This is a genomic window from Burkholderia sp. NRF60-BP8 (assembly GCF_001522585.2).
Taxonomy (GTDB): domain Bacteria; phylum Pseudomonadota; class Gammaproteobacteria; order Burkholderiales; family Burkholderiaceae; genus Burkholderia.
In genome coordinates this window covers 511,555-531,538 of sequence record NZ_CP013372.1, presented here as the reverse complement: position 1 = coordinate 531,538, position 19,984 = coordinate 511,555, and the positions used below count along the sequence as shown (strand labels likewise).

Sequence of the window (19,984 nt, the reverse complement as noted above, 5' to 3'; positions counted from 1 at the left end):
GCACGATGCGAGCCAACTGCCCTACAGTGAGCGCCTGGCAACCTCGCAATCGGACCCACCGTGGACCTTCACACGCTCAATACCCCTGCCGCATTGATCGATGTCGGCCGCATGCGTCGCAACATCGCGCGCATGCAGGCGCATCTCGACGCACTCGGCGTCCGGTTCCGGCCGCACGTCAAGACCACCAAATGCCGGCACGTCGTCGACGCGCAGCTCGCGGCGGGCGCGCAAGGCATCACGGTGTCGACGCTCAAGGAGGCCGAGCAGTTCTTCGCCGACGGCATCCGCGACATCGTCTATGCGGTCGGCATGGTGCCCGCCAGGCTCGGCCAGGCGCTCGCGCTGCGCCGGCAGGGCTGCGACCTGAAGATCGTCGCCGACAGCCTGCCGGCCGCGCACGCGATCGTCGCCTTCGGGCGCGAGCACGGCGAACGTTTCGACGTGTGGATCGAGGTCGACGTCGACGGCCACCGCTCGGGCATCCCGCCCGAAGCCGACCGGCTGATCGACGTCGGCCGCGCGCTGACCGACGGCGGCATGCTGCTCGGCGGCGTACTGGCCCACGCGGGCTCCAGCTACGAATACGACACGCCCGAGGCGCTGGTCGCGCTCGCCGAACAGGAGCGCAGCCGCACCGTGCGGGCCGCGGAGCGCCTGAGGGCCGCCGGGTTGCCGTGCCCGGTCGTGAGTATCGGATCGACGCCCACCGCGCTGGCGGCGCAACGGCTCGACGGCGTGACCGAAGTGCGCGCCGGCGTGTACGTGATGTTCGACCTCGTGATGCACAACATCGGCGTGTGCGCACTGTCCGACATCGCGCTGTCGGTGCTGACGACCGTCATCGGCCATCAGGAAGAGAAAGGCTGGGCGATCGTCGACGCGGGCTGGATGGCGATGAGCCGCGACCGCGGCACGCAGCGCCAGGCGCGCGATTTCGGCTACGGGCAGATCTGCACCGAAACCGGCGACGTGCTCGGCGACTACCTGATGAGCGCCGCCAACCAGGAACACGGGATCGTGTCGCGCACGGGCGCGCCGGATACGGGTATCGCGCAGCGGTTCCCGATCGGCACGCGCCTGCGCATCCTGCCGAATCACGCATGCGCCACCGGTGCGCAACATCCCGAATACCAGGCCATCGGCGACGACGGCGACGCGCAGACGTGGCCGCGCTTCTACGGCTGGTGAGCGAAGTCCGGCGTCCGTGCCGTGTCATCCGGCATTGACTGTTCGTCCAGTTCTGGACAAAATTTAAAAATTCTCGATTCGTCTCGTGCCGAACAGCCCCCGACCATGCCGACCGACGCCCGCCTCCTTCTCCTCGACCGCGATGCCGTCGAGCCCGCCCTGCAGGCCGGGCAAGTGATGGCGGCCGTCCGCGAAGCCTTCGTGCTGCACGGTCAACGGGCCGGACGCGTATTCCCGGTGGTACGCGAGAAGCTGCATACCGGCGGCGTGTTCGGCATCAAGTCGGGCGACGTCGCCGGTCAGGATCTGCTCGGCTTCAAGGCCGCCGGATTCTGGCCGGGCAATCGGGCACGCGGCGGCGAACCGCATCAGGCCACCGTCGCGCTGTTCGATCCGGCGACGGGCAGGCCGCTGTGCATCATGGACGGCAACGCGATCACCACCGCGCGGACCGGCGCCGCGGGCGGCCTCGGGCTGCAACTGCTCGCGCGCCGCGACAGCACGCGGATCTGCGTGTTCGGCACCGGCGTGCAGGCGCGCGTGCAGCTCGACTACGCGCTCAGGCTGCTGCCGCGGCGGTGCACGGTGCAGTACGTAAACGTCGGCGGCGAGCCGGACCCGGCGTTCGAATCGCACTTCGTCGAACGGTGCGAGATCGGCGTGGCGCGCGACCGGAACGAGGCGGTCGCCCATAGCGACGTGGTGATCACGGCCACGCCCGGCGGCGGCGCGTTGTTCGACGCGGATGCGGTTCAGCCGGGCACCCACCTGACCTGCGTGGGCGCCGATACCGCGGGCAAGCGCGAACTTCCCGCGGGCGTGCTGGAACGCGCGCGCATCGTCGTGGACGATCACGACCAGGCGCGCAGCATCGGCGAGTGCCAGTGGGCGCCCGATTTGCCGCGTACGGAAATCGGCGACATCCTCGCGGGTGCGACATCGGTCGACCGTGCCGCGCACGAGATCACCGTCTTCGACATGACAGGGCTCGCGCTTCAGGACCTGACCGTCGCGCGCTTCCTGTATCGGCATGCCCTCGACCACGGCACCGGAACCTCCGTTCCGTGGCCCTGGTAAAACGACTTCCCGCTTTCCGCCGCCATGCGTCTCGCCAAAGTTTCCGCCCTCTCGTTCGACCTCGACGACACCCTGTGGCCGTTCGGGCCGTCCGTCGTCCGGGCCGAGGCGACGCTTCGCGCATGGCTGATCGAGCACGCGCCCCATACCGCGAGCGTGCTGCCGACGCAACAGGCGCTCAGTGCGCTACGTGAGGAATACGAACGTTTATACCCGGAGCTCGCCGGCGACTATCGCGCGATGAGAATCGGATCGATCCGGCTCGCGCTGGAACGCGCGAACGAAGACGTCTCGCTGACCGACCGTGCTTACGACGTCTTCTACGCGGCGCGCAATCGCGTCGAATTCTACGAAGACGCGCTGCCGGCGCTGGCGTGGTTGAGCGCCCGCTTTCCGTTGATCGCGGTCACCAACGGCAACGCGGATCTGCGGCTGACCGGCGGCGGCGAATTCTTCCGCACGACGCTCAGCGCGCGTGCCTTCGGCTTCGCCAAGCCGGCACCCGAGATCTTCCATGCGGCGGCGGCCGCGCTCGACGTCCGGCCGGCCGAATTGCTGCACGTCGGCGACGATTTCCACCTCGATATCGTCGGCGCGTTGAATGCGGGGCTTCAGGCCGCATGGGTCGTGCGCGAGCCTCGGGCCGAAGGAGAACAGGCGCCGCGACATCCGGCGACGCCGCATCTCACGTTGCGCGATCTGGCGATGCTGTGCCGTGCGCTTGGCGGGCCCGACACGGTGTCGCGCTCGTAAGCGAACGCGGCGGGTCATGCCGATACGGCACATGACCCGCCCCCCGTTTCACGCCGCCTGCCTCGCCTCCGCGATCCGCTGCGGCGCCTTCGGCCGCGCATACAGCCGTTCGAGATACGCGCGCAATTGCGGGAACGGTTCGATCAGGTGGCATTCGTTCGCCCAGTCGATCAGGTAGGCCGTCACGCAATCGACCACCGTCAGCGCATCGCCGACGATGAACTCGCGCCCTTCGAGATGCTTGTCGAGAATGACGGCCATCGTGGCGAAATCCTCGCGCGCCAGTTCGATATCGGCCGGCGAGCGCTTCTCCGGCGGATAGAGGAACGTATGCCGCGTGATCCGCCACAGCGGCTGCTCGAGCTCCGTCACCGCGAACATGATCCACCGATAGGCCTGCGCCCGCAGCACCGGATCGACGGGCAGCAGCGCCTTCTCCGGGTATTTGTCCGCGAGATACAGCACGATCGCGGCCGATTCGGGAATCACGAGGTCGCCGTCCACCAGCACCGGCACCTTGCCGGCCGGATTGAGGCGCAGGAATTCGGGCCGCTTGTGTTCGCCCTCGAGCAGGTTGACCGACACGAATTCGAAATCCGCGTCCAGTTCCTTCAGCCCCCACAGCGCCCGTTGCGAGCGGGTGCCGGCAAATCCGTAAAGCTTCATCGCCAATCTCCATCCAGAACGTCGGAAAAAAGCCCGTATCCGGGCCACGCGCAGCGAACCGGGCGACACGCAGCGCCCGGCATCGCGCGTCGCTCACGCGCCGGGAATCGCCAGCACCGGCATCACGTCGACCGACACGCCCGGGAACAGCGTGAAATGCGGATGACCTTCGAACATCGCGGCGGCCGCGTCGTGCGACGCCGCCCGCACGACGGTAAAGCCGGTCAGCGCATTGACCGTGTCGCGGATGCCGCCCGCGTCGATGGTCTTGGTCTTGCCGAGCGGCCCGCCCAGCTCGACGATCGCGTCGCGATGGCGCTCGACCCACGCATGCCATGCGGCGATGCCGTCGCGCTCGCGCGTGCGCCGCTCTTCCTCGGGCAGCGCGAGCCATGCCTTCATCGCCGGGCTATCCTGGCTCCCGAGAAATACGGCGAGATACACCTGTTGTTGCGCACTCATGCCTTCTCCTCCGATGATGGACGCAGCGGGTTGCCGCGCCTCGACCTTGACAAGATAGGTTGATATCAATACAATTGCAACATGGCACGAAAAGAAAAGCTTCCCTTCGAAACGACGCTGATGGTGCGCGATTGCTGCCTGTGCCTGCACATGCAGCGCGCGGCACGCAATCTGGCGCGCATCTTCGACGATGTGCTGCGCCCGCTCGATCTCACCAACGGCCAGTTTTCGCTGCTGATGTCGTTGAACCGGCCGCAACCGGCCCCGATGAAATCGGTCGCGTCGCTGCTCGCGATGGACCGCACCACGCTCACCGCGGCGCTCAAGCCGCTCGAGCGGCGCGGCCTCGTCACGATCGCGCAGGATCCGGACGACCGGCGCAGCCGCCTGCTCGAACTGACCCCGGCCGGGCACGACCTGCTGGCCGAAGCGTTTCCGCTGTGGCAGCGCACGCATGCCGAGATCGAGCGGCCGTTCGCGCCCGGCGAAGTCGACCAGTTGCGCAGCCAGTTGCGCACGCTGTCGATCGATCCGGGTTCGCGCGGCTGAGCCGGCGCACGACGCGCGCCGCGGCGGTCGCGCGCACTTCCTGCCACGCGTTGTCAGCAGACATTGCCGGCCGCCGTCGCACCGCCCGATTCGGTGGCAATATCGCTCGGCACGACAACCGATCCGGTATCCACGAGGAGACGAGCATGGGCAACAACGAGAAAGGCGCGACTTTCCGGTCGCTTCACCGTGCGGGCCAACCGCTGACGCTGTTCAACGTGTGGGACGCCGGCAGTGCGCGCGCGGTGGCCGATGCCGGCGCCGTCGCGCTGGCCACCGGCAGCTGGTCCGTCGCGGCCGCCAACGGTTTCGTCGACGGCGAGCAGATGCCGCGCGCACTGATGATGGAGGTGCTGGAGCGAATCGTGCGCGCGACGGACCTGCCCGTCACCGTCGATCTCGAGAGCGGCTACGGCGAGCGGCCGGAGGAGGTCGGCGAGACGATCGCGCTGAGCATCCGGGCCGGCGCGATCGGCTGCAATCTCGAAGACAGCGTGCCGTCGACGGGCGAGCTGCGCGACGTCGACGCCGCGGCGGCCCGTCTCGCGGCAGCCCGGCAGGCAGCCGATCGCGCGGGCGCCGACTACTTCATCAACGCGCGCACCGACGTATTCTTCAACGCGGCCGCCGATACGCACGACGAACGATTGCTCGACGCGACGCTGGCGCGCGCCCGCGCGTATGCGGCGGCCGGCGCCGACGGCCTGTTCGTGCCGGGCCTGCGTTCGCCGGCGCTCATTCGCGCACTGACGGCCGCGTCGCCGCTGCCGGTAAACGTGATGCGCGTCGCGGAAACGCCGACGCTCGCCGAACTCGCGGAATACGGCGTGGCGCGCATCAGCCATGGGCCGTATCCGTATCTGCAGGCGATGAAGGCGCTGGCGGCGCTGGTCAGGCAGAGCGGCTGACGGATTCACGGAGCGGCGCGCGTTCGCTGCGCGTCGAACGATGACATCGCATGTCATTGGCGCGCGATACGCCCGCTTCTACGCTTCGGGTGTCGCGCCGCCATTCCGGCAGCGCCCGTCGTCAGGAGACATCATGTGCGCGTATCCGCTTCCGCGCGACTGAAACACGCCGCCGGCGCAGTCGCTGCGCCCTCGCGGTCATCCCGATCGGCTTCATCCGCGAAGGCGTCGTGCTGCGCGACTTCTCGCCGGTCACGACGGTTGGCACGCCGCAAAGCGCGGCCGCGCAGGAATTGCGCATGGAATGCATGTTTCCCGCCGACGATGCGACCGACGCGCGTCACCGGCAGTGGCTCGACGCGCACGCGCCGGCGCGCTGACGACGCTCAGGAGGCCTTGATGAAATCGATGAACGCGCGCAGCGCCGGCGGCACGAGACGCCGCCCCGGATAATACAAAAAGGGGCCCGAGAACGGCCGCCACCACGGTTCGAGCACGGGTTCGAGCGCGCCGCTGTCGAAATGCGGGCGCACCCAGTCTTCGAACAGATACAGGATGCCGGTACCGGCGATCGCCGCATCGACCAGCAGCTCCGTCGCGCCGCCGATCTGCACCAGCAGCGGGCCGACGGCCGGCTCGACCCGCACGACCTCGCCGTCGCGCTCGTACTCCCACGGCGGCATCGCGCCGCTGGCGAAGCGCCCGCGCAGACACCGATGGTCGAGCAGATCGCGCGGATGCCGCGGCCGGCCGTGCCGGGCGAGATAGCCGGGCGCCGCCGCAGTCGCGAAGCGCTGGATGCGCGGGCCGATCGGCACCGCGATCATGTCCTGTTCGAGCCGTTCGTCGTAGCGGATACCCGCGTCGCATCCGGCCGCCAGCACGTCGACGAAATTTTCGTCGGCGATCACTTCCAGCCGGATATCCGGATACGCGTCGAGAAAGCGCGGCACGATCGCCGGCAACACGAGCCGCGATGCGCTGACCGGCACGTTGAGCTTCAGCGTGCCGGCCGGCCGGTTCCGGAATTCGTCGATATCGTCGAGCGCGGCCGCCACTTCGGTCAGCGCGGGCCCGAGGCGCGCAAGCAGGCGCTCGCCGGCTTCGGTGGGCACGACGCTGCGCGTCGTGCGGTGCAGCAGCCGCACGCCGAGCCGCGCTTCCAGCCGGCGCACGGCCTCGCTCAGCCCCGACGCGCTGAGGCCCGTCATGCGTGCGGCGTCGCGGAATCCGCCGGCGCGTGCCACGGCCATGAACGCGTTCAGATCGCCCAGATCGGTTTGCATCGTTCGCCTTTTCGTACAACCCGTGCGAATTATGCCGGCTTATCGCGCAGACGACTCATCCCTATGCTGAACGCATTCATTCCATCGACAGGAGCCCGTCATGCCCGACATTCGCCCCACCGCCACCTTCAAGCTCGGCGATCGCCACGTCAAACGAATCGGCTACGGCGCGATGCAGCTTGCAGGCCCCGGCGTATTCGGCCCGCCGAAAGATCGCGATGCCGCATTGCGCGTGTTGCGCGAAGCCGTCGAATCCGGCGTGGACCATCTCGACACCAGCGACTTCTACGGCCCGCACGTCACGAACCAACTGATTCGCGACGCGTTGCATCCGTATCGCGACGATCTCGTGATCGTCACCAAGATCGGCGCGCGACGCGGCGACGATGCGTCGTGGCTGCCCGCGTTCGCGCCCGACGAACTCGAACGGGCCGTGCACGACAACCTGCGCAACCTCGGGCTCGACGTGCTCGACGTCGTCAACCTGCGCATCATGTTCGACACGCACGGGCCGGCAGAAGGATCGATCGAAGCGCCGCTGACCACGCTGGCCGAACTGCAGCGGCGCGGGCTCGTCCGGCACATCGGCCTGAGCAACGTCACGCCCGCGCAGGTCACGGAAGGCCGGCGGATCTGCGACATCGTCTGCGTGCAGAACCACTACAACATCGCGCATCGCGGCGACGATGCGCTGATCGACGCGCTTGCCCGCGACGGCATCGTCTACGTGCCGTACTTTCCGCTCGGCGGCTTCTCGCCGCTGCAGTCGTCGACGCTGTCCGGCGTCGCCGCCCGTACCGGCGCGACGCCGATGCAGGTCGCCCTTGCGTGGCTGCTGCGCCGCGCGCCGAATGTCCTGCTGATTCCCGGCACGTCGTCAGTCGCGCATCTGCACGAGAATCTCGCGGCAGCCGACGTCGATCTGCCGGCAGACGCGCTCGCGGAACTCGACCGCATCGCGGGCGTCGACGCCGCCTGACGCGGACGATCGCCCGGCAGCCCGTGCAACGCGGGCCGCCGGCCGCCGGATCGCCGGCCGGTCAGGACGCGACCACGCCAACCCGCTTCGGCACGCCGGTCACGATCGTCGCGACCGCCACCGCGAGCACGATGGCCGCGCCGACGAACACGCCCGCCGCGCCGTTCGCGTCGAACACGACGCCGCCGGCGGCCGCGCCCGTCGCGATCGCGAGCTGGACCGCCGCGACGATCAGCCCGCCCGCGCTCTCGGCCTCGTCGGGCACGGTGCGCGTCACCCACGTCGACCACGCGACCGGCACGCCGCCGAACGCCATCCCCCACAACGCGACGAGCACCGCGTCGATCATCGGCGCGCGGCCGAGCACGACGAGCGCGATGCCGAGCACGACCATCAGCGCGGGCATGCCGATCAGCATCGGCCGCAGCCGGTGTTCGAGCACGCGGCCCGCGAGCGACGTGCCGACGAAGTTCGCGATGCCGTAGCCGAGCAGGATCGCCGACAGCCCGTTCACGCCGACGCCCGCCACCTGTTCGAGGAACGGCCGCAGATACGTGAAGAACGCGAAATGCCCGGTGAACACGAGGATCGTCGCGAACATCCCGAGGCCGACGGTCGGCCGGCGCAGCACGTCGATCAGCGTGCGCAGCCGCGTGGTGCCGCTCGGCGGCATCGACGGCAGCGTGATCATCTGCGACACGAACGCGATGCCGCCCAGCACGGCCGCGATCAGGAACACGTTGCGCCAGCCGATCAGGTGACCGAAGTAGCTGCCCATCGGCGCCGACGCGATGGTCGCGACCGCCACGCCGCTGAAGATGATCGACAGCGCGCGCGGCACCATCGCCGTCGGCACGAGCCGCATCGCGGTGGCCGTCGCCATCGTCCAGAAGCCGCCGAGCGCGACGCCGAGCACGACGCGGCCGAACAGCAGCATGCCCAAGTTCGGCGCGAACGCCACGGCGAGGTTCGATGCGACGAGCAGCACCGAGAACACGAGCAGCACGCGACGCCGGTCGATCGTGCGCGTGAGCGCCGAGATCAGCAGGCTCGTGACCAGCGCGACCGTGGCAGTGGCCGTGACGGCCTGTCCGGCCACACCTTCGGTCACGCCGAGGCTCTCGGCCATCGGCGTCAGCAGGCTCGCCGGCAGGAATTCGGCCGTGACGAGCCCGAACACGCCGAGCGCCATCGCGAATACCGCGCGCCAGGCCGGTTCGCGGGGGGCCGCCGTCGAGGCGGCCGAGGAAATTCCGGGATTCATGCGGGGTTCCGTGTCGGTTAGGGAAAGTACTGATGAGGGCGTATCGTAAGAAACAGCGGCAGGACGGTCTATGACATACAATCCGTTCTTGTTGATCGAACGTCCGTATCTCGATATGTCCGAGCCCCTTTTGCCCCCGATTCCCGACGTGCACGACCTCGTCAGCGAGCTGCTGCTGGGGATGCGCCTGAGCGGCGTCCAGTACCGCCGCATCCAGGTCGCGCGGCCGTTCGGGATGAATTTCGGCCATGCGCCGGGCCGCGCGCAGTTCCATTTCGTCGTGCGTGGGCCCGTGCTGCTGCGCGACGCGTCGGGTGACACGATGCGGCTCGAGGCCGGCGACGCGATCCTGTTGCCGCACGGCGGCATGCACGCGCTGGTGTCCGATCCGGATGTGCCGTGCCGCGAGATCAACGGCTTCGAGATCGCGAAGATCTGCGATACGGTCGCGTCGGTGGCGTCGGCCGGCGTCTCGCCCGCGACCTGCGCGACGACGGAGCCCGGCGCCGGCGACGCGCTGATCTTCAGCGCGTGCATGGAGCTCGACCTCGGCGGCATGCAGCCGCTCGTCGGCACGATGCCGAAGTTCATGCACGTGGGCACGCTGCTCGCGCGCTACCCGGAGATCCGCCCGATGCTCGATGCGATGGAGCGCGAAGCGTGCACTGCGCGCGCGGGCTTCGCGGGCATCCTCGCGCGGCTCGCGGACGTGGTCGCGGCGTTCATCGTGCGCGGCTGGGTCGAGTGCGGATGCGGCGACGCGACGGGCTGGGTGCAGGCGCTGCGCGAGCCGAAGCTCGGCCGCGCGATCGTCGCGCTGCATCGCGACCCGGGCCGCAACTGGAGCGTCGCGGAACTCGCGACCGAAGCGGGCGTGTCGCGGTCGGTGTTCGCCGAGCGCTTCCTCGCGGCCACCGGGATGACGCCCGTGCGTTACCTGACCGAGCTGCGGATGCGGCTCGCCGCGCAGTGGATCGCACGCGACCGCGAGGCGATCGAAGCCGTCGCGTACCGGCTCGGCTACGGTTCGCTCGCGGCGTTCAGCCGTGCGTTCAAGCGCGTGGTCGGCAAGCCGCCGGGCGCCGTGCGCGCGAGCGGCGACGTGCACGCCGGAGCGTAACGCGCGGCGCACGGCGCCGGCGCGGGCGGCGGCCCGCCGGGCGTCACTTCAGCGCGTCGAGCCGGTCGATCAGCGCTGTCGCGCACTGCACGGCGAGCGCCGCACACTGCTGCGCATCGACTGCCGCGCCGGCCGCGACCGTACCCTGCACGATCCGCCCCAGCAATTCCTTCGCGAGCTCGGCGATCTCGCGGTCCCGCTCCGTCATGATGTCCCTCCTGCGCGTCGGCGATTGCGTCGTCCGCCCGTTCGGAGCGAACGCCGTGCCCGCGCCGCTCAACGGCGCGTCGCCCGCACGACGATCTGCGCCTGCGTGTCGCGCTCGATGCGCTCGAGCGACGCGCGCAGCGCGGCGAACTCGTCCGGCGTGCACACCTGACGGCCGAAATCCGCCTTCATCCGCCGCGTGACCTGCACGACCCGCGCGACCGCATCGAACACGTAATGCGACGTGAAGTCGACGAAACGGTCGTGCACGGCCGTATCGGCCGGCAGGTCGGTCACGGCGACGCCCGCCGGCAACGCGATCTGGCCCGTCTCGTCGAACGTGCCGCCGAGGCAGCCCCACGGCTGCGTGCGCACGGGCTCGGCCAGCCAGGTCTCGACCTGCGTCGCGATGCCGCCCGTCAGGCTCGACAGCGCGGGCAACGCGGTCGTGCCGTCCGGCCATACGAAATGATCGAGCGTGCCGGTCACGGTCACGTCGAACGGCCCGTCGGTCGCGCGCCGGTCGCCGGTCGACAGTTGCACGCGGCCGCGCAGGCCGCTTTGCGCCAGGCGCTCGTTCGCGAGTTGCGCGATGCGGTCGCGCGACGCGCGGCGAAACAGGTTGCGTTCGAGTTCGGCCGTCCAGCCGTCGTCCTCGACATACGCCTGAAAACGCGCGGCGCCGGGCCGCGCGGCATCGATCGCGATGCGCGCGGTGCGGGCGCGCGGCTGCGTGGCCGGCGTGCGCGACAGCACGCCCGTATCGACCAGCAGCGCGGGGCGATCCATCACGATCGGCGGCAGGTAGCCGAACGCGATGCCGGCCGTCGTCGTATCCGCGTAGCGCCCGAGATCGGGCAGCCACGTGATCGCGTGATTGATCGCGCCGCCGCCGTAGCCCGGCACCGACGGCAGCGTGTACACGGCGCCGAGATTGATCAACACCGGTTCGCTGCGAATGCCGACCGCCGCCAGCAACGCGCCGAACAGCGCGACATGATCCTTGCAGTCGCCGTAGCGGTTGCGCAGGATGTCGGTCACGCGATGCGGCGCGGCGGCCGTTTCGCCGAGAAACAACCCGACGTAGCGCACGTTCGCCTGCACCCAGTCGTACAGCAGGCGCGCCTTGTCGCGCGGATCGGCGGCATCGGCCGTGAGCGCTCGCGCCAGTTGCACGACGGCCGGATCGTTCGCGCTCGGGTCGACCGCTGCGTCGCGGTAGCGCGCGGCGAACGCCGCGTAGTCGGGCAGCGTCGACACGACGAGCCGGTCGCCGTAGGTCGGGTAACCGACCGCGCCGCGCTCGATGCGATCGTACGTGCCGTGCCGGTAGTCGAATTCGTAACGCGTGCGGCCGTTCGCCGTGACCGGCGGCAGCGCGACGTAGCCGCGCGCATCCGCATACAGCGGCATGTCGGCCGGCACGTCGAAGATCAGCCGCTGGCGATCGACCGGCTCGCGCGACGGCTCGACGTAGTAGCCGAAGTAGCCGCGATTGACCGGCTTCGTGCGGGTCTTGCGGAACGCGACGCGCGTGCTCGAGCCGGCTTCGACGCCGGGGAACACGACGGTGCGCAGCAGCCCGTCCTGGAACGTCGGCGCGCCGGCCGAGCGCGGCTCCTGCACGTCGCGGATGCCGTCCGCGCCGACCGGATGCGCGACGCCGTCGCGGTCGATCGTCTCGGCCGCGAGCAGCTCGACCTTCTCGAGATTCTTGTCGAACCAGACGTAGCGCTGCGCGACCGCGTCGATGCCGTTCGCGTCGTTCGCGCGCAGCGTCGAGTCGTCGTGCTCGTCGAGCGAACCGTCGTGCTGGATCACGAATTCGTGGACGTCGCTGACGAGCGTGACGGGCGCCGTATCGCCCGCGTCGGGCGAATCGCCGGTGCCGCGCGTGTCGGCCGCGGCCGTACCCGCGCCGAGCGCCACCGCGCACGCGAACAGGCAGCCGGACCATCGGGAAGGAAACCGCACCACGTCGAAGCTCTCCGCGCGTTCGTTGCCGGGTGCCGGCGTCGCGCGCGCGGGCGGAAGTCGTACCGCATGACGCGCGGATGACAAGCCACCCGCGTACCCGCCGCGGCGCCGTCGTGCGGCCCAGTGTGGGTGACGTACCGGCGAGCGTCAAGCCGCGGCGCGCAAGGCCGGCGCCCGCCGTAGCGCTCCGATCGACACCACCCCGTCCGGCACAGCCGCCACAGCGCTCCGATCGACGTCACCCCGTCCGTCATCCCCGCCCCACCCGAACGCGATTCGCATCGGCGTCCCGGTCGTGCGTTTTTCCCCGCAATTCGACATTTGTGCGCGCGCAACAATGGCGATGCCTCGCGCCTGGCGCGGCGGTCTTTAAAACCACATCTCACGAGGACATACCATGCAACTCCAATCCCATCCGGCATGCCGCCCGTTTTACGAAGCCGGTGAACTCTCGCAACTGTCCGCCTTCTACGAAGAAGGCCGCAACGTCATGTGGATGATGCTGCGATCGGAGCCGCGGCCGTGCTTCAACCAACAACTCGTCACCGACATCATTCATCTCGCGCGCGTCGCCCGCGACTCGGGTCTCAAGTTCGACTTCTGGGTGACGGGCTCGCTCGTCCCCGAGCTGTTCAACGTCGGCGGCGACCTGAGCTTCTTCGTCGATGCGATCCGCAGCGGCCGGCGCGACCAGTTGATGGCCTACGCGCGCTCGTGCATCGACGGCGTGTACGAGATCTACACGGGCTTCGGCACCGGTGCGATCTCGATCGCGATGGTCGAGGGCAGCGCGCTCGGCGGCGGCTTCGAGGCCGCGCTCGCGCATCACTACGTGCTCGCGCAGAGGGGCGTGAAACTCGGCTTCCCGGAGATCGCGTTCAACCTGTTCCCGGGCATGGGCGGCTATTCGCTGGTCGCGCGCAAGGCGAACCGCGGCCTCGCGGAATCGTTGATCGCGACCGGCGAAGCGCATGCGGCCGAATGGTACGAAGATCGCGGCCTGATCGACGAGACGTTCGACGCCGGTGATGCGTACCTCGCGACGCGCACCTTCATCGACGTGACGAAGCCCAAGCTGAACGGCATCCGTGCGATGCTGCGCGCCCGCGAACGCGTGTTCCAGTTGTCGCGCTCGGAGCTGATGGACATCACGGAAGCATGGGTGCATGCGGCGTTCACGATCGAGCCGAAGGACCTCGCGTACATGGAACGCCTGGTGATGCTGCAGAACCGGCGCGTGTCGAAACTGCGCACGGTGTAATGCGACGGGCGCCACCGGCGGCCGGCGGCGCCCGTTTCCGGAACGACGCTCAGGCGATCAGCCTGAGCTTTCTCGTCTCCGCGAGCCACGCCTCGAACGCCTGCGCCGGCATCGGCCGCGCGTAGTAGTAGCCCTGCGCGTGATCGACGTCGAGCTGCTTGAGGAATTCGGCTTCCGCATGGGTTTCGACGCCTTCGGCGACCACCGCGAAATTCAGCGCCTTCGCGAGCGACACGACCGAGCGCACCAGCGCCTGCGAGCGCGGATTGCGGTCGATGGCCGAGATGAAGGTGCGGTCGAGCTTGATCACGTCGAGCGGCAGGCGCGACAACTGCGACAGCGACGAATAGCCGGTGCCGAAATCGTCGAGATGGATCTCCGCGCCCAGTTGGCGGAACTGCCGCATCAGCCCGATGGCCGCCTCCTCGTCCTCGATGAAGCAACTTTCGGTCAGCTCGATGTCGAGCAGGCCCGGCTTCAGCCCCGCGGCGTCGAGAATCGACGCGAACTGGTGGACGATGTTCATGTCCTGCAACTGCCGCGCGGACACGTTCACCGCGATCCGGACACCGAGCCCCTTCGCCTTCCATGCGGCGGCCTGCGCGGCCGCGGTGCGCATCACCCAGCGCCCGAGCGGCGCGATCAGCCCCGACTCTTCCGCGAAACGGATGAACTCGACCGGCGCGACGAGCCCGCGATCGGGCGACTGCCAGCGGATCAGCGCCTCGACGCCGTGCACGTCGCCCGTCGCGATATCGACGACCGGCTGGTAGTGGAGCACGAACTGCTCTTCCTCGAGCGCCTTGCGCAGGTTCGTGTCGAGCCACATGTACTTCGCGACCTTCTGGTTCATCTCCAGCGAGAACACGCGATACGTATGCTTGCCCGCTTCCTTCGCGACGTACATCGCGGTGTCGGCGCTGCGGATCAGCGTCTCGAGCGAATCGCCGTGCTGCGGATACATCGCGATGCCGATCGAGCAGCTCGTGTAGACCTCCATCAGCCCGAGATGGATCGGCGTGCGCAGCCGCTCGAGAATGATCTGCGCGGTCGCTTCGAGCAGCGGGCGCGTGCCGTGTTCGAACAGCACGAGGAATTCGTCGCCGCCGAGCCGCGCGAGCGTCGCGCCGGACGGCAGGCAGCCGCTGATGATCGCCGACACGTCCTGCAACAGGCGGTCGCCGGTGATGTGCCCGTAGTGATCGTTGACGCGCTTGAAGTTGTCGAGATCGAGAAACAGGATGCCGACCTGGCCGCGCGTCAGCTCGCTCTCCTCGGCGATCGCCGTCCGGATGCGCTCGCTGATCGCATGGCGGTTCGGCAGCCCGGTGAGCACGTCGGTGTTCGCGAGCTCGGAGAGCCGCTGCTGCGCGTTGCGCTCCTCGGTGATGTCGATGCCCGAGCAGATCAGGAACTGTTCGTCGACGCCGCTGCCGCTCTGCACGAACTTGTTGCGGAACTGGAACAGGCGCGGCCCGTTGACCGTGTTGATGTAGCGCTCGACCGCGAACGACTGGTTGCTCGCGAAGAAGCCCGTGATGTTGCTGCGCGACTGCGCGCCCTGCTCGGGGCTCATGAACAGCTCGAACGCGCTGCGGCCGATCACGTCGACCTCGCGCTTGCCCGTCACTTCCTCGCACAGGCGGTTGAAGCGCTGCACCATCCCGTTGCGGTCGAGGATCACGACGAGCGAATTCACTTCGGACACGACCTGCTCGGCGAACGCGAGCCCGTGCGACAGATCGCCGGCGACGGACTCGGTATCGGAATAGGCGGACGCCGTGCCGGCCCAGTCGACCGTATTGACCTTCCTGCCGACGAGATGGAGGCTGACCGGGTTGCCGAACAGCACGATGTCCAGCACCAGGTGCGACGTGACGCCGGTCAGCGCGCGGATGCGCGCGGCCTGTTCGGTCGTCAGCGCGATCGCGACGTTGGTCAGGCCGCGGACCGCGGCCAGTTCGAGCGCGTTGCTGTCGCTGCCGAGACGCCAGCAGGGGCTGCGCGTACCGACATGCGCCTCGAGCACCGCGCTATCGTTTTCGTCATCCATGGACACGCCCCGATCCAAAAAAAACGCACAGTGTAGACGGAGGCGAGTGGGCCGACCGCCTTCCCGGGCCGCGCAGTGCGCATGCCCGGCAAGGCAGCCGTGATCGCCGTGACAGCGGGCCTCGTCCCGTACTTGTTTGCAGCTGATGCGGCCGGCGTTCGCGCGTGATGCGCGCAGGTTCTGCCTTACGAATGATGAGAGCCATCTTATCAAATGACGATGAAGATTGGCACTCACATTTAGAGAAAAGTGTCAAGGAACCGGCACTCGATTGGCAAGCCGGATTTTTCATGATCGGCCACTCGAGAACGGGCCGACGACGCGCCGCGCATCGAGAGCGGGTTGCCGGGCCGGAACCCGCGCCGGACGGGCGTTTGAGGCCGATCCGTGATGACGGGGCCAGATCTTTGGCGAGACCGTGGCGGCAGGGGTCGAATCGCATGTCGCGATCCACGTTTCCGCCATTTTTTGATTCCGCTCGCGCGTGAATGCGCCGCTTTATTCCACAGTCCTTTGCAATAGGCTTCACCCGCCCGCGCACCCGGCGCGGGGGTGCCCGCGCCGGGTGCGTCGCTCAGTCCGGCGCGCCGTAGCCGCCGCCGCCCGGCGTTTCGACGACGAACACGTCGCCCGGCGCCATCTGCGCGCGGCCGATATGGTCGAGCGCCTCGACCGTGCCGTCCGCCCGCTCGATCGTGTTGCGGCCGAGCGCGCCGGCTTCGCCGCCCGCCGCGCCGAACGGCGCGTGGATCCGGTTGTTCGACAGGATCGACGCGGTCATCGGCTCGAGGAAGCGGATCCGCCGCACCGCGCCGTCGCCGCCGCGCCAGCGCCCGGCGCCGCCCGAGCCGGCGCGGATCCGGTGCGAATCGAGCCGCACCGGATAGCGCCATTCGAGCACCTCCGGATCGGTGAGCCGCGAGTTCGTCATGTGCGTCTGCACCGCGGCGACGCCCGCGAAGCCGTCGCCCGCGCCGCTGCCGCCCGCGATCGTCTCGTAGTACTGGTACCGATCGTTGCCGAATGTGAAGTTATTCATCGTTCCCTGGCTCGACGCGACGCAGCCGAGCGCGCCGTACAACGCGTTGGTGATCGCCGACGACGTCTCGACGTTGCCCGACACGACGGCCGCCGGGTATTCGGGGTTCAGCATCGAGCGGGCCGGCACGATCACGGTCAGCGGCTTCAGGCAGCCGGCGTTCAGCGGGATGTCGTCGCCGACCAGCGTGCGGAACACGTACAGCACCGCCGCCATGCAGACGGCCTTCGGCGCGTTGAAGTTGTTGTCGAGCTGCGCGGACGTGCCGGTGAAGTCGATCTCCGCGCACCGCGCCGCGCGGTCGACGCGAATCGCGACGCGAATCTCCGCGCCGTTGTCGAGCGGGTAGCGGTATGCGCCGTCCTGCAGCGCGCCGATCACGCGCCGCACGGCTTCTTCCGCGTTGTCCTGCACGTGCCCCATGAACGCGAGCACGACGTCGCGGCCGAACTGCACGACCATCCGGCGCAATTCGTCGACGCCCTTCTGGTTCGCGGCCACCTGTGCCCGCAGGTCGGCCATGTTCTGCTCGACGTTGCGCGCCGGGTAGCGGCCCGACGCCAGCAGCGCGCGCGTCTCGGCGTCGCGCAGCACGCCGGCCGACACGAGCTGCCAGTTGTCGATCAGCACGCCCTCTTCGTCGATGTGCGTCGAGTCGGGCGGCATCGAGCCCGGCGTCGTGCCGCCGATGTCCGCGTGGTGGCCGCGCGAGCCGACGTAGAACAGCGGCGCATCCGAGCCGTCCGCGAACACCGGCGTGATGACCGTCACGTCCGGCAGGTGCGTGCCGCCGTGGTACGGGTCGTTCAGCATGAACACGTCGCCGTCGCGCATGCGGCCGCGGTTGCGCTCGATCACCGTGCGGATGCTTTCGCCCATCGAGCCGAGGTGCACGGGCATATGCGGCGCGTTCGCGATCAGGTTGCCGTCGCCGTCGAAGATCGCGCACGAGAAGTCGAGCCGCTCCTTGATGTTGACCGAGTACGCGGTGTTCTGCAGCCGCAGCCCCATCTGCTCAGCGATCGACATGAACAGGTTGTTGAAGATCTCGAGCCGCACCGGATCGGCGTCGGTGCCGAGCGAGCGGCGCGTCGGCAGCGGCGTCGTGCGCGTCAGCACGAGGTTGCCCTGCGCGGTCATCGCGGCGCGCCAGCCGGGCTCGACGACGGTCGTGCCGTTCTGCTCCGCGACGATCGCCGGGCCGTCGATCGCATCGCCGGCGCGCAGCGTGTCGCGCACATACAGCGCCGCGTCGTGCCACTGGCCGCCGGAATAAAAGCGCACGGCCGCGTGCGCTCGAGGCGCCGCGCCAGCCTCGCGCGGCGCGAGCGGCGCGACCTCGACCGGCGCGTCCGAGCGGCCGATCGCCTCGACCGACGCGAGCTCGGCGACGAGCGGCGTGCCCGGCATCAGGAACGCGTAGCGCTGCCGGTACGCGGCCTCGAACGCCTGCTGCATCGCGGCGACGCTGCCGGCCGGTACGTCGAGCGCCGAATCGGTGCCCTGGTAGCGCAGGTGCACGCGCCGCTCGGTCGCGATCCGATGCGGCGGCACGCCCTGTTCGAGCAGCGCGCCGATGGCCTCGTCGGCCAGCCGGTCGAGCGCCGCGTTCAGCGCCGGCAGCGACGCGTCGGTCAGCACGGCCTCGACCGCACGCTCGCGCATCGCAGTCTGGTCGGCCAGCCCCATCCCGTACGCGGACAGCACGCCCGCGAGCGGATGCGCGAACACCTGCGTCATCCCGAGCGCGTCGGCCACGCCGCACGCGTGCTGGCCGCCCGCGCCGCCGAACGTCGTCAGCACGTAGCGCGACACGTCGTGGCCGCGCTGCACGGAAATCTTCTTGATCGCGTTCGCCATGCTGCCGATCGCGATCTCCAGGAAACCTTCGGCGAGCGCCTCGGGCGTCTCGCGCCGCCCGGTCGCCGCGTGAATCTCGTCGGCGAGCGCCGCGAACTTCGCGACCACGCCGTCGCGGTCGAGCGGCTGGTCCGCATGCGGGCCGAACACCCGCGGGAAATGGTCGGGCTGGATCTTGCCGAGCATCACGTTGCAGTCGGTCACCGTCAGAGGGCCGCCGCGCCGGTACGCGGCCGGCCCCGGATTCGCGCCGGCCGATTCGGGCCCCACGCGCAGCCGCGCGCCGTCGAAGCCGAGCACCGAGCCGCCGCCCGCGGCGACCGTATGGATGCTCATCATCGGCGCGCGCATCCGCACGCCGGCCACCTGCGTCTCGAACGCGCGCTCGAATTCGCCGTTGTAGTGCGACACGTCGGTCGACGTGCCGCCCATGTCGAAGCCGATCACGCGCTCGAAGCCGGCCGCGCGCGCCGCGCGCACCATCCCGACGATGCCGCCGGCCGGGCCGGACAGGATCGCGTCCTTGCCCTGGAACGCATCGGCGCGTGTCAGCCCGCCGCTGCTCTGCATGAACTGCAGGTTCACGCCCGGCATCTCGTGCGCGACCTGTTCGACGTAGCGGCGCAGGATCGGCGACAGGTACGCGTCGACCACGGTCGTGTCGCCGCGCGACACCATCTTCATCAGCGGCGACACCTCGTGCGACACCGACACCTGCGTGAAGCCGATGCGGCGGGCGAGTTCGGCCAGCATCCGTTCGTGCGCGGTGTAGCGGTAGCCGTGGATCAGCACAATCGCGAGGGCGCGCACGCCGCCGTCGAACACACGGCGCAACGACGCTTCGGCACCCTGAACATCGAGCGGCACGACCACGTCGCCATGCGCGCCGACGCGCTCGTCGATCTCGACGACCGTCTCGTACAGCGCGTCGGGCAGCACGATGTCGAGATCGAACAGGCGCGGCCGGTTCTGGTACGCGATGCGCAGCACGTCGCGAAAGCCGCGCGTCGTCGCGAGCGCGGTGCGTTCGCCCTTGCGTTCGAGCAGCGCGTTGGTCGCGACCGTCGTCCCCATCTTCACCATGTCGACCCGCTCGGGCGTGATCGGCTCGCCGGCCGCGAGGCCGAGCAGGTGGCGGATGCCGGCCACGGCCGCGTCGCGGTACTGCTCGGGGTTCTCCGACAGCAGCTTGTGCGTGACGAGCGTGCCGTCGGGCCGCCGCGCGACGATGTCGGTGAACGTGCCGCCGCGGTCGATCCAGAATTGCCAGCGCGCGGCGTCGGAGGAAACGGGGGAAAGGTGTCGGTCGGTCATGATGTCGGGTCGATGCGT

The 19,984-nt window shown here is 69.2% G+C and carries 16 protein-coding genes and 1 pseudogene; 9 read left to right on the top strand and 8 right to left on the bottom strand.

What is annotated here, in order from left to right:
* Window positions 1–60 precede the first annotated feature (60 nt).
* From WS54_RS02435 to WS54_RS02425, 3 genes are all read left to right on the top strand, one after another.
* Complete coding sequence (locus tag WS54_RS02435; RefSeq protein WP_059784577.1) at window positions 61–1,191, top strand: DSD1 family PLP-dependent enzyme; 1,131 nt, start codon at window positions 61–63, stop codon at window positions 1,189–1,191.
* A gap of 105 nt (window positions 1,192–1,296) precedes the next feature.
* Window positions 1,297–2,268 (top strand): ornithine cyclodeaminase family protein, encoded by a 972-nt coding sequence (locus WS54_RS02430; protein WP_059784578.1) that lies wholly within the window; start codon window positions 1,297–1,299, stop codon window positions 2,266–2,268.
* Window positions 2,269–2,292: 24 nt separating this feature from the next.
* The gene (locus WS54_RS02425; protein ID WP_059784581.1) at window positions 2,293–3,021 is read left to right on the top strand and encodes an HAD family hydrolase; all 729 of its coding nucleotides are present in this window, start codon (window positions 2,293–2,295) and stop codon (window positions 3,019–3,021) included.
* Window positions 3,022–3,069: 48 nt separating this feature from the next.
* Here WS54_RS02425 and WS54_RS02420 read toward each other — a convergent pair whose 3' ends face one another.
* Together WS54_RS02420 and WS54_RS02415 are read right to left on the bottom strand one after the other, a co-directional pair.
* The gene (locus tag WS54_RS02420; RefSeq protein WP_059785127.1) at window positions 3,070–3,687 is read right to left on the bottom strand and encodes a glutathione S-transferase family protein; all 618 of its coding nucleotides are present in this window, start codon (window positions 3,685–3,687) and stop codon (window positions 3,070–3,072) included.
* Between the two features lie 93 nt (window positions 3,688–3,780).
* The gene (locus WS54_RS02415; protein ID WP_059784585.1) at window positions 3,781–4,149 is read right to left on the bottom strand and encodes a hypothetical protein; all 369 of its coding nucleotides are present in this window, start codon (window positions 4,147–4,149) and stop codon (window positions 3,781–3,783) included.
* A gap of 81 nt (window positions 4,150–4,230) precedes the next feature.
* Between WS54_RS02415 and WS54_RS02410 the strand changes: the two genes are divergently transcribed.
* The 3 genes and pseudogenes from WS54_RS02410 to WS54_RS34425 all read left to right on the top strand — a co-directional run.
* Window positions 4,231–4,698, top strand: coding sequence for a MarR family winged helix-turn-helix transcriptional regulator (locus WS54_RS02410; protein ID WP_059784586.1), 468 nt, complete (start codon window positions 4,231–4,233; stop codon window positions 4,696–4,698).
* 146 nt (window positions 4,699–4,844) lie between these two features.
* Window positions 4,845–5,606 (top strand): isocitrate lyase/PEP mutase family protein, encoded by a 762-nt coding sequence (locus WS54_RS02405; RefSeq protein WP_059784589.1) that lies wholly within the window; start codon window positions 4,845–4,847, stop codon window positions 5,604–5,606.
* Window positions 5,607–5,794: 188 nt separating this feature from the next.
* A pseudogene (locus WS54_RS34425) lies at window positions 5,795–5,986 on the top strand (transcriptional regulator); the annotation flags it as partial.
* A 6-nt stretch (window positions 5,987–5,992) separates the two neighbouring features.
* Here the strand turns inward: WS54_RS34425 and WS54_RS02395 are convergent.
* Window positions 5,993–6,892, bottom strand: a complete 900-nt coding sequence (locus WS54_RS02395) for a LysR family transcriptional regulator (RefSeq protein WP_059784595.1) — start codon at window positions 6,890–6,892, stop codon at window positions 5,993–5,995.
* Between the two features lie 100 nt (window positions 6,893–6,992).
* Between WS54_RS02395 and WS54_RS02390 the strand changes: the two genes are divergently transcribed.
* Complete coding sequence (locus WS54_RS02390) at window positions 6,993–7,871, top strand: aldo/keto reductase family oxidoreductase (protein ID WP_059784597.1); 879 nt, start codon at window positions 6,993–6,995, stop codon at window positions 7,869–7,871.
* A gap of 61 nt (window positions 7,872–7,932) precedes the next feature.
* Here the strand turns inward: WS54_RS02390 and WS54_RS02385 are convergent, their stop codons facing one another.
* Complete coding sequence (locus tag WS54_RS02385; protein WP_059784600.1) at window positions 7,933–9,135, bottom strand: MFS transporter; 1,203 nt, start codon at window positions 9,133–9,135, stop codon at window positions 7,933–7,935.
* Between the two features lie 70 nt (window positions 9,136–9,205).
* On the opposite strand from WS54_RS02385, the gene WS54_RS02380 reads away from it, so the two are divergent.
* Window positions 9,206–10,255, top strand: a complete 1,050-nt coding sequence (locus WS54_RS02380; RefSeq protein ID WP_059784603.1) for an AraC family transcriptional regulator — start codon at window positions 9,206–9,208, stop codon at window positions 10,253–10,255.
* A gap of 43 nt (window positions 10,256–10,298) precedes the next feature.
* On the opposite strand, the gene WS54_RS33900 is transcribed toward WS54_RS02380, so the two are convergent.
* Complete coding sequence (locus tag WS54_RS33900; protein WP_179949908.1) at window positions 10,299–10,463, bottom strand: hypothetical protein; 165 nt, start codon at window positions 10,461–10,463, stop codon at window positions 10,299–10,301.
* A 68-nt stretch (window positions 10,464–10,531) separates the two neighbouring features.
* Entirely contained in the window at window positions 10,532–12,439 is a 1,908-nt protein-coding gene (locus WS54_RS02375) for a DUF3857 and transglutaminase domain-containing protein (RefSeq protein WP_059784608.1), read from the bottom strand.
* A gap of 397 nt (window positions 12,440–12,836) precedes the next feature.
* Here WS54_RS02375 and WS54_RS02370 point away from each other — a divergent pair, with 397 nt between their 5' ends.
* A complete protein-coding gene (locus WS54_RS02370) occupies window positions 12,837–13,700 on the top strand; it encodes a crotonase/enoyl-CoA hydratase family protein (protein WP_059784611.1) in 864 nt (287 codons plus the stop codon).
* Window positions 13,701–13,749: 49 nt separating this feature from the next.
* Here WS54_RS02370 and pdeR read toward each other — a convergent pair whose 3' ends face one another.
* Window positions 13,750–15,753, bottom strand: a complete 2,004-nt coding sequence (gene pdeR / locus WS54_RS02365) for a cyclic di-GMP phosphodiesterase (protein ID WP_059784614.1) — start codon at window positions 15,751–15,753, stop codon at window positions 13,750–13,752.
* Window positions 15,754–16,327: 574 nt separating this feature from the next.
* A complete protein-coding gene (locus WS54_RS02360) occupies window positions 16,328–19,966 on the bottom strand; it encodes a hydantoinase B/oxoprolinase family protein (protein ID WP_059784616.1) in 3,639 nt (1,212 codons plus the stop codon).
* Between the last annotated feature and the right edge of the window lie 18 nt (window positions 19,967–19,984).

Coding starts and splice junctions, on each gene's coding strand:
- WS54_RS02420 (WP_059785127.1), bottom strand. CDS start 3,687: ATGAAGCTTTACGGATTTGCCGGCACCCGCTCGCAACGGGCGCTGTGG.
- WS54_RS02430 (WP_059784578.1), top strand. CDS start 1,297: ATGCCGACCGACGCCCGCCTCCTTCTCCTCGACCGCGATGCCGTCGAG.
- WS54_RS02360 (WP_059784616.1), bottom strand. CDS start 19,966: ATGACCGACCGACACCTTTCCCCCGTTTCCTCCGACGCCGCGCGCTGG.
- WS54_RS02380 (WP_059784603.1), top strand. CDS start 9,206: ATGACATACAATCCGTTCTTGTTGATCGAACGTCCGTATCTCGATATG.
- pdeR (WP_059784614.1), bottom strand. CDS start 15,753: ATGGATGACGAAAACGATAGCGCGGTGCTCGAGGCGCATGTCGGTACG.
- WS54_RS02395 (WP_059784595.1), bottom strand. CDS start 6,892: ATGCAAACCGATCTGGGCGATCTGAACGCGTTCATGGCCGTGGCACGC.
- WS54_RS02405 (WP_059784589.1), top strand. CDS start 4,845: ATGGGCAACAACGAGAAAGGCGCGACTTTCCGGTCGCTTCACCGTGCG.
- WS54_RS02390 (WP_059784597.1), top strand. CDS start 6,993: ATGCCCGACATTCGCCCCACCGCCACCTTCAAGCTCGGCGATCGCCAC.
- WS54_RS33900 (WP_179949908.1), bottom strand. CDS start 10,463: ATGACGGAGCGGGACCGCGAGATCGCCGAGCTCGCGAAGGAATTGCTG.
- WS54_RS02415 (WP_059784585.1), bottom strand. CDS start 4,149: ATGAGTGCGCAACAACAGGTGTATCTCGCCGTATTTCTCGGGAGCCAG.
- WS54_RS02425 (WP_059784581.1), top strand. CDS start 2,293: ATGCGTCTCGCCAAAGTTTCCGCCCTCTCGTTCGACCTCGACGACACC.
- WS54_RS02385 (WP_059784600.1), bottom strand. CDS start 9,135: ATGAATCCCGGAATTTCCTCGGCCGCCTCGACGGCGGCCCCCCGCGAA.
- WS54_RS02410 (WP_059784586.1), top strand. CDS start 4,231: ATGGCACGAAAAGAAAAGCTTCCCTTCGAAACGACGCTGATGGTGCGC.
- WS54_RS02370 (WP_059784611.1), top strand. CDS start 12,837: ATGCAACTCCAATCCCATCCGGCATGCCGCCCGTTTTACGAAGCCGGT.